The 14,758-nt window shown below is 62.3% G+C and carries 16 protein-coding genes; 7 read left to right on the forward strand and 9 right to left on the reverse strand.

Annotated elements, in window-relative coordinates:
- Window positions 1-45 precede the first annotated feature (45 nt).
- The 3 genes from gmhB to glyQ are packed head-to-tail and all read right to left on the reverse strand — an operon-like array spanning window position 46 to window position 3,572.
- Window positions 46-573, reverse strand: coding sequence for a D-glycero-beta-D-manno-heptose 1,7-bisphosphate 7-phosphatase (gene gmhB / locus ACIPZC_RS00595; protein WP_241806661.1), 528 nt, complete (start codon window positions 571-573; stop codon window positions 46-48).
- Between the two features lie 3 nt (window positions 574-576).
- On the reverse strand, window positions 577-2,628 hold the full coding sequence (glyS, locus tag ACIPZC_RS00600; RefSeq protein WP_400624084.1) for a glycine--tRNA ligase subunit beta: 2,052 nt from the start codon (window positions 2,626-2,628) through the stop codon (window positions 577-579).
- On the reverse strand, window positions 2,625-3,572 hold the full coding sequence (glyQ, locus tag ACIPZC_RS00605; RefSeq protein WP_012312032.1) for a glycine--tRNA ligase subunit alpha: 948 nt from the start codon (window positions 3,570-3,572) through the stop codon (window positions 2,625-2,627). The genes glyS and glyQ overlap by 4 nt, the downstream gene beginning before the upstream one ends.
- Before the next feature lie 83 nt (window positions 3,573-3,655).
- Here glyQ and ACIPZC_RS00610 point away from each other — a divergent pair, with 83 nt between their 5' ends.
- Window positions 3,656-4,207 (forward strand): DNA-3-methyladenine glycosylase I, encoded by a 552-nt coding sequence (locus tag ACIPZC_RS00610; protein ID WP_241806663.1) that lies wholly within the window; start codon window positions 3,656-3,658, stop codon window positions 4,205-4,207.
- Window positions 4,208-4,248: 41 nt separating this feature from the next.
- Window positions 4,249-5,136, forward strand: a complete 888-nt coding sequence (locus tag ACIPZC_RS00615) for a lysophospholipid acyltransferase (protein ID WP_241806664.1) — start codon at window positions 4,249-4,251, stop codon at window positions 5,134-5,136.
- A 307-nt stretch (window positions 5,137-5,443) separates the two neighbouring features.
- Here ACIPZC_RS00615 and ACIPZC_RS00620 read toward each other — a convergent pair whose 3' ends face one another.
- From ACIPZC_RS00620 to def, 5 genes are read right to left on the reverse strand one after another with little or no spacing between them, the layout of a single operon-like run.
- Entirely contained in the window at window positions 5,444-5,752 is a 309-nt protein-coding gene (locus ACIPZC_RS00620) for a tetratricopeptide repeat protein (RefSeq protein WP_241806665.1), read from the reverse strand.
- A gap of 11 nt (window positions 5,753-5,763) precedes the next feature.
- Window positions 5,764-7,137 carry a Trk system potassium transporter TrkA gene (gene trkA, locus ACIPZC_RS00625; RefSeq protein WP_241806666.1) on the reverse strand — a complete coding sequence of 458 codons (1,374 nt, stop codon included), beginning with the start codon at window positions 7,135-7,137 and terminating at the stop codon, window positions 5,764-5,766.
- A 24-nt stretch (window positions 7,138-7,161) separates the two neighbouring features.
- A complete protein-coding gene (gene rsmB, locus ACIPZC_RS00630; protein WP_400624090.1) occupies window positions 7,162-8,472 on the reverse strand; it encodes a 16S rRNA (cytosine(967)-C(5))-methyltransferase RsmB in 1,311 nt (436 codons plus the stop codon).
- Window positions 8,469-9,401: a methionyl-tRNA formyltransferase gene (gene fmt, locus ACIPZC_RS00635; protein ID WP_400624093.1), complete on the reverse strand. Its 933-nt coding sequence runs from the start codon at window positions 9,399-9,401 to the stop codon at window positions 8,469-8,471. The genes rsmB and fmt overlap by 4 nt, the downstream gene beginning before the upstream one ends.
- A gap of 60 nt (window positions 9,402-9,461) precedes the next feature.
- Window positions 9,462-9,968 carry a peptide deformylase gene (def, locus tag ACIPZC_RS00640; protein WP_241806669.1) on the reverse strand — a complete coding sequence of 169 codons (507 nt, stop codon included), beginning with the start codon at window positions 9,966-9,968 and terminating at the stop codon, window positions 9,462-9,464.
- A gap of 206 nt (window positions 9,969-10,174) precedes the next feature.
- On the opposite strand from def, the gene dprA reads away from it, so the two are divergent.
- The 5 genes from dprA (at window position 10,175) to ACIPZC_RS00665 (ending at window position 13,507) form a co-directional block, all read left to right on the forward strand.
- A complete protein-coding gene (gene dprA / locus ACIPZC_RS00645; RefSeq protein ID WP_400624096.1) occupies window positions 10,175-11,272 on the forward strand; it encodes a DNA-processing protein DprA in 1,098 nt (365 codons plus the stop codon).
- A gap of 37 nt (window positions 11,273-11,309) precedes the next feature.
- Window positions 11,310-11,867, forward strand: coding sequence for an L-threonylcarbamoyladenylate synthase (locus ACIPZC_RS00650; protein ID WP_241806671.1), 558 nt, complete (start codon window positions 11,310-11,312; stop codon window positions 11,865-11,867).
- Window positions 11,868-12,298: 431 nt separating this feature from the next.
- Complete coding sequence (locus ACIPZC_RS00655) at window positions 12,299-12,607, forward strand: hypothetical protein (protein ID WP_400624100.1); 309 nt, start codon at window positions 12,299-12,301, stop codon at window positions 12,605-12,607.
- Between the two features lie 341 nt (window positions 12,608-12,948).
- Window positions 12,949-13,233 (forward strand): type II toxin-antitoxin system Phd/YefM family antitoxin, encoded by a 285-nt coding sequence (locus tag ACIPZC_RS00660; protein ID WP_400624103.1) that lies wholly within the window; start codon window positions 12,949-12,951, stop codon window positions 13,231-13,233.
- Window positions 13,199-13,507, forward strand: a complete 309-nt coding sequence (locus ACIPZC_RS00665; protein ID WP_400624107.1) for a Txe/YoeB family addiction module toxin — start codon at window positions 13,199-13,201, stop codon at window positions 13,505-13,507. Before ACIPZC_RS00660 ends, ACIPZC_RS00665 begins: the two co-directional genes overlap by 35 nt.
- A 193-nt stretch (window positions 13,508-13,700) precedes the next feature.
- Here the strand turns inward: ACIPZC_RS00665 and ACIPZC_RS00670 are convergent, their stop codons facing one another.
- Window positions 13,701-14,678 (reverse strand): NADPH:quinone reductase, encoded by a 978-nt coding sequence (locus tag ACIPZC_RS00670; RefSeq protein ID WP_400624110.1) that lies wholly within the window; start codon window positions 14,676-14,678, stop codon window positions 13,701-13,703.
- Window positions 14,679-14,758: the final 80 nt, after the last annotated feature.

Genomic DNA, 14,758 nt, shown 5'->3' on the forward strand with positions numbered 1-14,758 from the left:
TGCGGGCTTGCCCGCCTGATAAAAATGCGCCCTCAGGCGCATTGTTTAGATTAGTTCTCTGGCGATAGCTGCCAGATCGTCGAAAATCAGTGTGGTTTGCGCGACGCCCTTTTCTAGCGTGCGCTCACCTTTGCCGGTTTTCACCAGCACCGGTTGTGCACCGACGGCCAGGGCGGCCTCCAGGTCACCTTTACTGTCGCCGACGAACCATACGCCGCGCAGGTCGGCCTGATAATGTTCGGCGATAGCCCGCAACATGCCGGGCTTGGGCTTGCGGCATTCACAACCCTCGTCCGGCCCATGTGGGCAATACACGATGTGGCCGATTTCGCCGCCTTGCTCTGCCACCAGCGTGCGCAGACGCGCATGCATGGCTTCGAGGGTTGCCAGCGAATAGTAGCCACGGGCAATGCCGGACTGGTTGGTGGCCACGGCCACCGTCCAGCCCGCTTTGCTCAACTGCGCGATGGCCTCGATCGAGCCGGGGATCGGGATCCACTCCTCCAGCGACTTGATGTAGGCGTCGGAGTCCTGGTTGATCACCCCGTCACGATCGAGAATCAGCAGTTTCAAGGCTTACCCCAGCAGCGAAATATCGGCAACGCCCAGGAACAGGCCGCGCAGGCGGCTGAGCAGGGCATAACGGTTGGCGCGAACCTTGGCGTCCTCGGCGTTGACCATCACGGCCTCGAAGAAGGCGTCGACCGGATCACGCAGGGCCGCAAGGCGGGCCAGCGATTCGCTGTACTGACGTGCAGCGGCCATCGGTTGCACAGCCTGGTCGGCTTGCTGGATCGCCGAGTACAGCGAGAACTCGTTGGCGTTGTCGAAGTACTTCGGCTCGACCTGTTCGGCAATGGCGCCTTCGGCTTTGCCCAGCAGGTTCGACACGCGCTTGTTCACCGCGGCCAGCGCCTCGGCTTCGGGCAGCTTGCGGAACGCCTGCACGGCCTGCACACGCTGGTCGAAGTCCAAAGCCGAACCCGGCTTCAGGGCACGAACCGACAGGTAGGTGGCAACGTCGATGCCTTCGTCTTCGTAACGCGCACGCAGGCGGTCGAAGATGAACTCCAGCACCTGCTCGGCCAGGCCGGCGGCCTTGACCTGGGCACCGAACTGCTTGACCGCGAATTCGACCGCAGTGGTCAGGTCCAGGTCCAGTTGCTTCTCGATCAGGATACGCAGCACGCCCAGGGCGGCGCGGCGCAAGGCATACGGGTCTTTGCTGCCGGTGGGCAGCATGCCGATGCCGAAGATGCCGACCAGAGTGTCGAGCTTGTCGGCGATGGCCACCGCAGCACCGGTCAGGGTCTGCGGCAGCTCGGCGCCAGCACCACGCGGCATGTACTGCTCGTTCAGCGCCAAGGCGACGTCTTGCGGTTCACCGTCGTTGAGCGCGTAGTAGTAACCGGCAACGCCCTGCATTTCTGGGAATTCGCCAACCATCTCGGTGGCCAGGTCGCACTTGGACAGCAGCCCGGCACGGCCAGCGCGCTGGGCGTCACCGCCGATCAGCGGAGCAATGTACGCGGCAAGCCGGGATACACGCTCGGCCTTGTCGTAGACGGTGCCCAACTGCGCCTGGAAGACGACGTTCTTCAGGCGCTCGTTGAAGGTTTCGAGCGGCTGCTTCTTGTCCTGCTTGAAGAAGAACTCGGCGTCGGTCAGGCGCGGGCGCACTACCTTCTCGTTACCCGAGACGATCTGCTTGGGGTCACGGCTTTCGACGTTGGCCACGGTGATGAAGCGCGGCAGCAGTTTGCCTTCGCTGTCCAGCAGGCAGAAGTACTTCTGGTTGTCCTGCATGGTGGTGATCAAGGCTTCCTGCGGCACCTCGAGGAAGCGCTCCTCGAACGAGCACACCAGCGGTACCGGCCACTCCACCAGCGCAGTTACCTCATCCAGCAGGGCCGGCGGCACGATGGCAGTGCCTTCCTGCTGCATGGCCAGTTCGCTGGTGCCCTTGGCAATCAGCTCGCGGCGTTCGGCGAAGTCGGCCAGCACGTAGGCTTTGCGCAGGTCTTCGGCGTAGTTGGCCGGGGTGGTGATGACCACGTTCTGCGGATGGTGGAAGCGGTGGCCACGGGACTCACGGCCGGCTTGCTGCGAAAGGATGGTGCAGTCAACCACCTGATCGCCCAGCAGCATCACCAGCCATTGGGTCGGGCGCACGAACTCTTCACGGCTAGCGGCCCAGCGCATGCGTTTGGGGATCGGCAGGTCGTTGAGCGAATCTTCGACGATGGTCGGCAGCAGGCTGGCGGTGGCTTTGCCCGGGATGTGTTGGGAGAAGCGCAGCTTGGCGCCGCTCTGGTCGATTTCCGACAGCTCTACCCCGCACTTCTTGGCAAAGCCCAAGGCAGCCTGGGTCGGCTCGCCGTCTTTGAAGGCAGCCTGCAGGGGCGGGCCGTCGATATTGATGCTACGGTCAGGCTGCTGTACATCCAGCTGGCGAATCAGCACGGCCAGACGACGCGGCGCGGCGTACACCTGCTTGCCGGTGTAGTTCAGGCCAGCGGCCTGCAGGCCTTTTTCGATGCCGGCCAGGAAAGCGTCACCGAGGGTGGCCAGGGCTTTGGGAGGCAGCTCTTCGGTGCCCAGTTCTACCAGGAAATCTTGAGCACTCATTGTGCAGCCTCCAGCTTCGCCAACACTTCGTCACGCAGTTCAGGGGTGGCCATCGGGAAGCCCAGGCGTGCGCGGGCTTGCAGATAGCTTTGCGCCACGTCCCGGGCCAGGGTACGCACACGCAGGATGTAACGCTGGCGTTCGGTCACCGAGATGGCGCGACGGGCGTCGAGCAGGTTGAAGGTGTGCGAGGCCTTGAGCACCATTTCATAGGTCGGCAGCGGCAGGTCCAGCTTGATCAGGCGGTTGGCTTCGCTTTCGTAGAAGTCGAACAGCTCGAACAGTTTCTCGACGTTGGCGTGCTCGAAGTTGTAGGTCGACTGCTCCACTTCGTTCTGGTGGAACACGTCGCCATAGGTGACCTTGCCGAACGGGCCGTCGGCCCATACCAGGTCGTACACCGAGTCGACACCCTGGATGTACATGGCCAGGCGCTCCAGGCCGTAGGTGATTTCACCGGTGACCGGGTAGCACTCGATGCCGCCTACTTGCTGGAAGTAGGTGAACTGGGTCACTTCCATGCCGTTGAGCCAGATTTCCCAGCCCAGGCCCCAGGCGCCCAGGGTCGGCGATTCCCAGTTGTCTTCGACGAAACGGATATCGTGGACCAGCGGATCCAGGCCGATGGCTTTCAGCGAGCCGAGGTACAGCTCCTGGAAGTTGGCCGGGTTGGGCTTGAGCACCACCTGGAACTGGTAGTAGTGCTGCAGGCGGTTGGGGTTTTCGCCATACCGCCCGTCGGCAGGGCGACGGCTGGGCTGCACGTAGGCGGCGTTCCAGGTTTCTGGGCCGACGGCGCGCAGGAATGTAGCGGTATGGAAAGTGCCGGCGCCTACTTCCATATCGTAGGGCTGAAGCACCACACAACCTTGAGCTGCCCAGTAGTTCTGCAGGGCGAGGATCAGGTCTTGGAAGGTACGCACGGCTGGCGTAGGCTGGCTCACGAAATTCACCTGTATCTGGGGATGCGGATGTAAAGAGCGGGAGTATAACCTGATTCGCCTCGCCCTCTACTCATTGGAGCCTTATGCCACGCTGCTTTTGGTGTACCGACGATCCGTTGTACCAGGCCTACCACGACCAGGAATGGGGAACACCGCAGCGTGATCCGGCGTTGCTGTTCGAGATGCTTTTGCTCGAAGGGTTCCAGGCGGGGCTTTCATGGATCACCGTCTTGCGTAAACGCGAGCGCTATCGTGAGGTGCTGCACGGCTTCGACCCGGTGAAGCTTTCGCAGATGAGCGATGAGCGCATCGAAGAGCTGATGCTCGATGCCGGCATCATCCGCAACCGCCTCAAGCTCAAGGCTGTGCGGCGCAACGCCCAGGCCTGGCTGGCTGTGGATAACCCGGCCGAGTGGCTGTGGTCGTTCGTCGGCGGCGAGCCGAAGATCAACCATTTCACTGCCCGTAGCGAAGTGCCGGCGGTCACCGACGAGGCCAAGGCGATGAGCAAGGCATTGCTCAAAGCCGGCTTTACCTTCGTCGGCCCGACCATCTGCTACGCCTTCATGCAGGCTACCGGCATGGTCATGGATCACACCACCGATTGTGATCGTTACGCCGCCTTGCTGCGCTGAAGGGTTACAATGCGCGCCTTGCTGAAATAAGGAACTGGCCTGTGGAAAAGTTCAAAGGCGCCCTGATGGTCGGGGTGCTGCGTCTGTTTGCCAAGCTGCCCTGGGGCGCAGTGCAACGCGTCGGCGCCGGGATCGGCTGGCTGATGTGGAAAGTCCCCAACGGTTCGCGCAATGTCGTGCGCATCAACCTCGCCAAGTGCTTCCCTGAGATGGACCCGGTCGAGCGCGAGCAACTGGTCGGCCGTGCCCTGAGAGACATCGGCAAATCCTTTGTCGAAAGTGCCTGTGCCTGGATCTGGCCGCCCCAGCGTTCGCTTGATCTGGTCAAGGAAGTGCACGGCCTGGAGGTGCTGGAGCAGGCTTTGGCCTCAGGCAAGGGTGTGGTCGGCATCACCAGCCACCTGGGTAACTGGGAAGTGCTCAACCACTTCTACTGCAACCAGTGCAAACCGATCATCTTCTACCGCCCGCCGAAGCTCAAGGCTGTGGATGACCTGCTACGTGAACAGCGGGTACAGATGGGCAACCGTGTCGCGCCTTCGACCAAGGAAGGCATCCTCAGCGTGATCAAGGAGGTGCGCCGCGGTGGGCAGGTGGGGATTCCCGCCGACCCGGAGCCTGCGGAATCGGCCGGCGTGTTCGTGCCATTCCTGGGCACCCAGGCGCTGACCAGCAAGTTCGTGCCGAACATGCTGGCCGGTGGCAAGGCGGTGGGGGTGTTCCTGCATGCCCTGCGCTTGCCGGATGGCTCGGGCTTCAAGGTGTTTCTGGAAGCTGCGCCAGAAGAGATGTACAGCACGGATGTGAACGTGTCGGCGGCGGCCATGAGCAAGGTGGTCGAGCGCTATGTGCGCCAATACCCGAGCCAGTACATGTGGAGCATGAAGCGCTTCAAGAAGCGCCCGGCGGGCGAGCCGCGCTGGTATTGAGGTTGTTGGGGGCGCCTTCGTCCTGGGTTTTCAATCAGGGCGGATGGCACGCTTGCGAGCTTTCTCGCGAGGATTAGCTTTGCGGGGGCTTGCTTGAGTCTTGCATCGAGTTTACCGGCCCTATCGCCGGCAAGCCGGCTCCCACAAAAAACCCGCTGCTTCCACAGGTACCCTGCTGCTTCCAAAGGTACCTCGCTGCTTCCACAGATACCCTGCTCTCCCACAGGTACTGCGCTGTTCTCAAGCCCAGCGCAAACCCGGTGGGAGCCGGCTTGCCGGCGATGGGCTGCACAGCAGCCCCGACACTTCAGACCTTGTTCAGCTTCTTGAGAAACACCGCCATTTCCTTCTCGGCCTGCTTGTCCCCATGGGCCTGCGCCGCCACCACCCCGTCCTCCCAGGCCTTGCGCGCCGCCGTCAGGTCACCCTGCAATTGGTACGCCTTGCCAAGCAGCTTCCACGCTGCCGAATACTTTGGGTCCTGTTCCACGCAACGGGCCAGATGCACCGCCGCTTCGGCGCCATTCCCCTCGTCCAGCCAGGCCTTGCCCAGGCCAAACCGCAGCAGCGGGTTATCCACACCCTTGGCCAGCATCTTCTCCAGCGATTCGCGCATGCCCGCCTCCTCTAGAAGAAACTCAAGCCGACATGGAAAAGCTTCTCCACGTCGCGAATGTGCTTTTTATCCACAACGAACAGGATCACGTGGTCACCCGACTCGATCACTGTATCGTCGTGGGCGATCAGCACCTGCTCGTCGCGGATGATCGCGCCGATCGTGGTGCCCGGCGGCAGGGTGATGTCTTCGATAGCCTTGCCGATCACCTTGCTCGACTTCGAATCGCCGTGTGCCACCGCCTCGATGGCCTCGGCCGCACCCCGGCGCAGGGAGTGCACACTGACGATATCGCCACGGCGCACGTGCGCCAGCAAGGTACCGATGGTAGCCAGCTGGGGGCTGATGGCGATATCGATTTCGCCGCCTTGTACGAGGTCTACATAGGCCGGGTTGTTGATGATCGTCATCACCTTGCCCGCGCCCAGGCGCTTGGCCAGCAGTGACGACATGATGTTCGCCTCGTCATCGTTGGTCAGGGCCAGGAAGATGTCGGCATCGGCAATGTTCTCTTCGAGCATCAAGTCCTTGTCCGAGGCGCTGCCCTGCAGCACCACGGTGCTTTCCAGGGTGTCGGAGAGGTGCCGGCAACGGGCTGCGCTCATCTCGATGATCTTCACCTGATAGCGGCTTTCGATGGCCTCGGCCAAGCGTTCACCGATCTGCCCGCCCCCGGCGATGACCACACGTTTGTTGGTCTCGTCGATGCGGCGTAGCTCGCCCATCACGGCGCGGATGTCTTTCTTCGCGGCGATGAAGAACACCTCGTCATCGGCCTCGATCACCGTGTCGCCCCGTGGGGTGATCGGCCGGTCACGGCGGAAGATCGCTGCCACACGGGTATCGACGTTAGGCATATGCGCGCGGATCTGGCGCAGTTGCTGGCCCACCAATGGGCCGCCGTAATAGGCCTTGACCGCCACCAGCTGCGCCTTGCCCTCGGCAAAGTCGATCACCTGCAGCGAACCTGGATGTTCTATCAGCCGCTTGATGTAGTTGGTCACGACCTGCTCGGGGCTGATCAGCACGTCCACCGGGATATGGTCGTTGTCGAACAGTTCTTCGCGGGTCAGGTAGGCCGATTCACGCACGCGAGCGATCTTGGTGGGCGTGTGGAACAGCGAATAGGCGACCTGGCAGGCGACCATGTTGGTTTCATCGCTGTTGGTCACCGCAACCAGCATGTCTGCGTCATCGGCGCCGGCCTGGCGCAGGACCGTCGGGAGCGAGCCGCGGCCTTGCACGGTACGGATATCCAGGCGGTCGCCCAGGTCACGCAGGCGGTCGCCGTCGGTATCGACCACAGTTATGTCGTTGGCTTCGCTGGCCAGATGCTCTGCCAGCGTACCGCCTACCTGGCCTGCGCCAAGGATGATGATCTTCATCCGCTACTCCCTAACCCTTTTTTCTTAACCGCGCGAGGCGGCGATCTTGATCAGCTTGGCATAGTAGAAGCCGTCATGGCCGCCTTCCTGGGCCAGCAGCTGGCGGCCATGGGGCTGGCGGATACCCGCTTCGGTGGCCAGGTCCAGCTCACGGGCGCCCGGAGTGCGGGCAAGGAAGGCCTCGATCACTTCGGTGTTCTCGGTCGGCAGGCTGGAGCAGGTGGCGTACAGCAGCATGCCCCCCACCTCCAGGGTCGGCCACAGGGCATCGAGCAACTCCCCCTGCAGCGCGGCCAGCGCCGGAATGTCATCAGCCTGACGGGTCAGCTTGATGTCCGGGTGGCGGCGAATGACCCCGGTAGCTGAGCAGGGCGCATCGAGCAGGATGCGCTGGAACGGCTTGCCGTCCCACCAACTGGCGGTGTCACGGGCGTCGCAGGCGATCAGCTCGGCGTCCAACTGCAGGCGGTCGAGATTCTCGCGCACCCGCGCCAGGCGCTTGGCTTCCAGGTCGATGGCCACCAGATGAGCCAGGCCCACTTCTGCCTCAAGCAAGTGGCACGTCTTGCCACCCGGGGCGCAGCAGGCATCGAGCACGCGCTGGCCGGGGGCCAGTTCAAGCAGGTCGGCCGACAGCTGCGCAGCCTCGTCCTGCACGCTCACCCAGCCGTCGGCAAAGCCCGGCAGGCTGCGCACATCGCAGGCTTCGGTCAGCACAATGCCGTCACGGCTAAAGCGACAGGCGCTGGCGCCAACGCCGGCTTCGCTCAGCAGGGCAAGGTAGGCATCGCGGCTGTGGTAGCGGCGGTTGACCCGCAGGATCATGGGCGGGTGAGCGTTGTTGGCCGCGCAAATGGCTTCCCACTGCTCGGGCCAGAACGCCTTGAGCGCCTTCTGCAGCCAGCGTGGGTGGGCGGTGCGTACGACCGGGTCGCGTTCCATGCCAGCGAGCAGTGCCTCGCCTTCACGTTGGGCGCGGCGCAGCACGGCGTTGAGCAGGCCCTTGGCCCACGGTTTTTTCAGTTTGTCGGCGCAACCGACCGTCTCGCCAATGGCGGCGTGGGCCGGGATGCGCGTGTAGAACAACTGGTACAGGCCTACCAGCAGCAGTGCCTGCACATCGGCATCAGCGGTCTTGAATGGCTTCTGCAGCAGTTGCGCGGCGAGCAGGTCCAGGCGCGGCTGCCAGCGGGCGGTACCGAACGCCAGGTCCTGGGTCAGGCCGCGGTCGCGTTCCTCGACCTTGTCCAGTTGCGCAGGCAGCGAGCTGTTCAGCGAGGCCTTGCCACTGAGCACTGCGGCCAAGGCACGGGCGGCGGCGAGGCGTGGGTTCATTGGCCAAGCACCTTGCCGGCGGTGAACTTCTCGCGGCGGCTGTTGAACAGGTCGCTGAAGGCCAGGGCCTTGCCGCCAGGCAATTGCAGGCGGGTAAGGCTCAAGGCCTGGTCACCGCAGGCGACCACGAGGCCGTCTTTGCTGGCGGACAGGATCTCGCCAGGGGTGCCTTCCCCTGTGGACAATCTGGCGGCCAGCACTTTCACGCTTTCGCCATCCAGGGTGCTGTGGCACACCGGCCAGGGGTTGAAGGCGCGGATCAGGCGCTCGAGCTCCACGGCCGGGCGGCTCCAGTCGATGCGCGCCTCGTCCTTGTTCAGCTTGTGCGCGTACGTGGCCAGGGCGTCGTCCTGCACCTCGCCGTGCAGGCTGCCATCAGCCAGGCCGGCAATGGCTTGCACGACGGCTGGGGGGCCCATTGTGGCGAGGCGATCGTGCAGGCTGCCACCGGTGTCTTCTGCACTGATTGGCGTGACCACCTTGAGCAGCATCGGGCCAGTGTCCAGGCCTGCCTCCATGCGCATCACGGTAACGCCGCTCTCGGCGTCGCCCGCTTCCACGGCGCGCTGGATCGGCGCCGCGCCGCGCCAGCGTGGCAACAGGGAAGCGTGGCTGTTGATACAGCCCAGGCGCGGGATATCCAGCACCACCTGGGGCAGGATCAAGCCATAGGCGACCACTACCATCAAATCCGGCTTGAGCGCCGCGAGTTCTGCCTGGGCATCCTCATTGCGCAGGGTTGGCGGCTGGAACACAGGGATGCCATGGGCCACCGCCAACGCTTTGACCGCGCTTGGCATCAGCTTCTGGCCGCGGCCGGCCGGGCGGTCGGGCTGGGTGTAGACGGCCACGATCTCGTAGGGGCTGTCGAGCAGGGCCTTGAGGTGTTCGGCGGCAAACTCTGGAGTGCCTGCAAAGACGATGCGCATGGAGTTCTCGCTTCAAAAAAGAAAAAGGCTTGCCGGAGCAAGCCTTCTGGAAGGTGGGGATCAGGCTTGCTGGCGGTGCTGCTTTTCCAACTTCTTCTTGATCCGGTCGCGCTTGAGCTGGGACAGGTAGTCGACGAAGAGCTTGCCGTTAAGGTGATCGAACTCGTGCTGCACGCAGACTGCCAGCAGGCCTTCGGCTTCAAGCTCGAACGGCTTGCCGTCACGGTCCTGCGCCTTGACGCGCACACGCAGCGGGCGGTCGACGTTTTCGTAGAAGCCCGGCACCGACAGGCAGCCTTCCTGGTACTGGCCCATGTCGTGGGTCAGCTCTTCGACCGACGGGTTGATGAAAACCCGTGGCTCGCTGCGGTCTTCGCTCAGGTCCATGACCACAACCTGTTTGTGGACGTTGACCTGTGTGGCAGCCAGGCCGATGCCAGGCGCTTCGTACATGGTTTCAAACATGTCGTCGATCAGCTGGCGCAGGGCGTCGTCGAACTCCGTCACCGGTTTGGCGATGGTGCGCAGGCGCGGGTCTGGGAATTCGAGAATGTTCAAAATGGCCATAGGGTCAGGCAATCACTGTGCGTTCGGTTGAAAACTGAGCACACATAATAAAGGGAATCGAAGATTTCGGCACCTGGCAAGCTCGTCTAGGGTGTCTATGGGCTTGATAGCGTCCATTTAATAGACAGCTTTTCAAAGTGTTACCCACAAACTTATCCACAGGTTGTGCCACGTAAATGGCCCTGTTTCGATCAAGGATGATCTCCATGCCGTTCCACCATTCGTCGCTTTGCCCGCCTGCCGAACTGGAAGCGCGGCTACGTCTCCACCGCCTCCCCGAGACGGGATTGCGTCGTTTTCACACCTTGTTGCAAGCCTTTGGCAGCGCTTCTTCTGCACTCAGTGCACCGGCTGGCGCCTGGCGTGCCCTGGGGGTCGCCCAGGCCACCATCGACGCCCGGCGCAGTGCCGAAGTACGCGATGGGGCATTGGCTGCAATGGCCTGGATAGAGCATCCGGGCCAGCATTTGCTGATGTGGGACAGCCCTGGTTACCCCGCGCTGCTGGGTGAAATCGATGATGCCCCGCCGCTGCTTTTCGTCGCAGGCGACCCGGCTTTGCTCGAACGGCCACAGCTGGCGATAGTGGGCAGCAGGCGTGCTTCACCCCCGGCGCTCGACACCGCCAAGGCATTTTCCCGTTGCCTCTCGCAGGCCGGGTTCACCATCACCAGTGGCCTTGCTTTGGGAATCGACGGTGCCGCTCATCGGGCCGCGTTGCAGGCCGGGGGCGCCACGATCGGTGTGTTGGGCACCGGGCTGCAAAAACTTTATCCACAGCGCCACCGCGACCTGGCCAACGCGATGATCGACAGCGGTAGCGCGCTGGTTTCCGAGTACCCGCTCGATGCCGGGCCGCTGCCAGGCAACTTCCCACGACGCAATCGCATCATCAGTGGCCTGTCGCTCGGCGTGCTGGTGGTAGAGGCGAGCCTGGCCAGCGGTTCGTTGATCACCGCACGTCTGGCTGCCGAGCAAGGCCGTGAGGTTTATGCCGTTCCCGGCTCGATCCACCACCCCGGCGCCAAGGGCTGCCACCAGTTGATTCGCGACGGCGCACTGCTGGTTGAAAGCGTGGGTCAGATCCTGGAAAGCTTGCAGGGCTGGAAGAACCTGCCGCCAGCCGTTGTGGATAAACCGTCGCATCCCCTACTCGCCTTGCTGCATGCTGCGCCGCAGACCAGCGAAGCACTGGCAGCTTGCAGTGAGCTGCCTTTGGCGCAAGTACTGGCGCAATTGACCGAGCTGGAGCTCGATGGCCGGGTGACCAATGAAGCGGGGCGTTGGTTTGCCCGCGCTGGCTAAGTAAACTGCGGCATGGCTTAAATGCGGAGAGACACAAATGGTGAGCAGTTGGCGTGTGCAACAAGCCGCGCGTGAGATTCGGGCCGGTGCGGTGATCGCCTACCCGACAGAAGCGGTCTGGGGCCTGGGCTGCGACCCCTGGAACGAGGACGCGGTGTATCGCTTGCTGGCGCTCAAGTCGCGGCCTGTGGATAAAGGGCTGATCCTGGTCGCCGACAACATCCGGCAGTTCGACTTTTTGTTCGAGGACTTCCCGGAAGACTGGATCGACCGCATGGGCAGCACCTGGCCTGGGCCCAACACCTGGCTGGTGCCGCACCAGGACCTGTTGCCCGAGTGGGTGACCGGGCAGCATGACACGGTGGCGCTGCGCGTCAGCGATCACCCAGTGGTGCGTGATCTGTGTTCACTGGTAGGGCCGCTGATTTCCACCTCGTGCAACCCCGGCGGGCGCCCGGCGGCGAAGACCCGGTTGCGGGTGGAGCAGTACTTCCACGGCCAGCTGGACCTGGTGCTTGGCGGGGCGCTGGGGGGGCGGAAGAACCCGAGTGTGATTCGCAATCTGGCAACCGGCGAGGTTGTGCGCCCAGGCTGATACCGCTGGCGAGGGCTTCGCCCTCGATCGCCGGCAGGCCAGCGCCTACAGGTACTGCACATGGCTTGAAGCCGGTGTGGTTGGTGGGGGAGCTGGCTTGCCGGCGATTGGGCCGCAAACCCCTGCAGATTTTTCTGATTTTGTCTTGAATGGTTGTCCGGTTTGAGGATTGGGAAATATCCTTCGAGCCGCGTCCCCTGCCATCACCTGTTCAGTAGGAACCAGTGTCTCTAGGCTCTACCCGTCGCCAAATAACTTGGCGATCGGGTGTGGTAGCCCGTATGCATTTTTTCCATGACAGTCCATGGCGGCTGTGCGTGGGAGGCTTTCGAGCCTGCCTGGATTGGAAAATGCCCGGGTCTACCACCTCGCGTACAGTCGCCACCCATTCACGTGGTAGTGATGGTTGGCGACCTTGAAGAGCATTTCCAGTGATAAAGAAAATAGTCCCCGATCCACCCCTACCCTGCACCACCACCCGCCCCTTTGGCCACTGCGACGCCGGCCATGACCCGCTCTTCAGCGTCAACCCAAACATTTCCGCCGAGGACGCGCTGGTCCACGTAGCCCTATACCTGCGCAGCGCCTACGAGACCGGATACAAAGCCCTGGACTACATGCGCGAAGAGGGTCGTGGCATGTTCTGGTCAAACCTGCATGCGATTGAAATGGCAGAGGGTGTGATTGAGGCAATACTCGATGGCATCGAGTCGACTCCACCACCGCAGAAGAAGATGTGAGGGCTGACAGGTGCCTGCTTTGAGGGTTTAGTGCCTGTGGAATCGAGCGTCGCGCGCGCGAGGCTCGATCTACGTAACACCACAAAAACCAGGGCAAGTACCATTTCCTACGGTTTCTGTCGAAGGCAATCACCTGCCCATCAGAAGACATCCAATTTATGCTTTTCATTCTCAAGCTTCCCGACTACGGGATATTGAGGTTTGTACCTAGGCTTGTACAATGTTGCCGCTGGTCTCTGCCAGATCCATTAGCAGAAGCCGCCAAGCCTATTGCCCGTTCAGCAGCGTTGCCCGGGCCGAGAAAAACCTGACCCGGGCCTGCCTGGGAAGGATCTGACGAAATGCATGTACTGACTTTTAGCCAGGCTCGCGCCGACCTGAAGCAGACGATGGATGATGTATGTCGGGATCACGAACCAGCGATCATCACGCGCCAGCGCGGCGAGCCGGTGGTCATGATCTCGCTTGAGGACTACAACGGCATGCAGGAGACCATGTACCTGTTGGGCTCATCAGCCAATGCCAAGCGCTTGCGCGCATCCATTGATCAGCTGCGGTCGGGTAAAGCTGCTACTCATGAGCTGCCCTTGAATGAACATGAAGTCAAAACAACGCAACAAGACTGAAGCTCGCAATTCTGTAAATGTTGCGTTTACTTCGGAGGGTTGGGAAGACTACTGCCATTGGAAAGATGCGGACACTGATGTGTTTGCAACCATCAACGCTCTGATCAAGGAGTGCCTGCGTACTCCTTTCAAAGGTACCGGAAAGCCTGAGCCACTCAAGGGCGACCTTTCAGGATTCTGGTCTCGTCGCATCACTCGCGAGCATCGTCTGGTTTACCTTTTCGAAGCTGGGCAGATGACCATCTTGCAGTGTCGATATCACTACGACGATTGATCACCTCGCGCGTTTAATTTTTGATGGCAACCAGTCGAGTCCGCAGCCTCAGAAGAAGGTGTGAGCGCTGACAGGTGCCTGAGGGTGTTCAGTGCCTATGAGGTCGAGCGTCACGCGGGCGGCGCTCGATCTCACAGGTACTGAACACCTCTAGGCAAGCACCTGGTCGCCCTGGTGCAATCCCCTGTCCTTCTCAAGGCAACAAAACGGTAGACCCAACAGTCCTGCGCGCCGACAGCTCAGCTTGCGCCTTCGCCGCCTCACTCAGCGGATACCTTTGCTGGATATCCACAACCAGTTTGCCACTGCCAATCATCGCAAACAGGTCATCGGCCATGGCCTGGGTGTTCTCGGCATTATTGGCATAGGTCGCCAAGGTCGGGCGAGTGACGTACAGCGATCCTTTCTGCGACAGGATCCCAAGGTTCACCCCGCTCACAGCCCCCGAGGCATTGCCAAAGCTCACCATCAAGCCGCGCGGTTGCAGGCAGTCCAGCGAGGTAAGCCAGGTGTCGGCACCCACGCCGTCATACACCACCGGGCATTTCTTGCCATCGGTCAGCTCCAGCACCCGCTTGGCCACGTCTTCGTGGCTGTAATCGATGGTTTCCCAAGCGCCCAGCGCCTTGGCCCGTTCGGCCTTCTCGGCAGAACTCACGGTGCCGATGAGTTTGGCTCCCAGCGCCTTGGCCCACTGGCAGGCCAGCGAGCCCACGCCACCGGCGGCAGCGTGGAACAGGATCACATCGCCGGGCTGCACGGCGTAGGTCTGCTTGAGCAGGTACTGCACGGTCAGGCCCTTGAGCATTACCGCTGCCGCCTGCTCGAAGCTGATGTTGTCGGGCAGCTTGACCAGGTTGGCTTCCGGCAGTGTGTGCACCTCGCTGTAGGCACCCAGCGGGCCGCCGCCATAGGCCACGCGGTCGCCCACTTTCAGGCGGCTGACGCCCTCGCCCACTGCATCGATCACGCCGGCGCCCTCGGTGCCCAGGCCCGACGGCAGCGCAGGCGGCGCATACAACCCATTGCGGAAATAGGTGTCGATGAAGTTCAAGCCGATCGCGTGGTTACGTACGCGCACTTGCTGCGGCCCCGGCGGTGCCGGGTCGAACTCTACAAGCTGCAGCACTTCGGGGCCGCCATGCTGGCTGAACTGGATACGCTTGGCCATCTCGCACTCCTGTTGTCGGGATCGGAAAAGGCCTTCTATCGGACGCCTTTGCTTGATCGCCGTCAACTGCGGCGCTCAGG

It is taken from the genome of Pseudomonas sp. NPDC089743 (assembly GCF_044748785.1).
Taxonomy (GTDB): Bacteria; Pseudomonadota; Gammaproteobacteria; order Pseudomonadales; family Pseudomonadaceae; genus Aquipseudomonas; species Aquipseudomonas putida_X.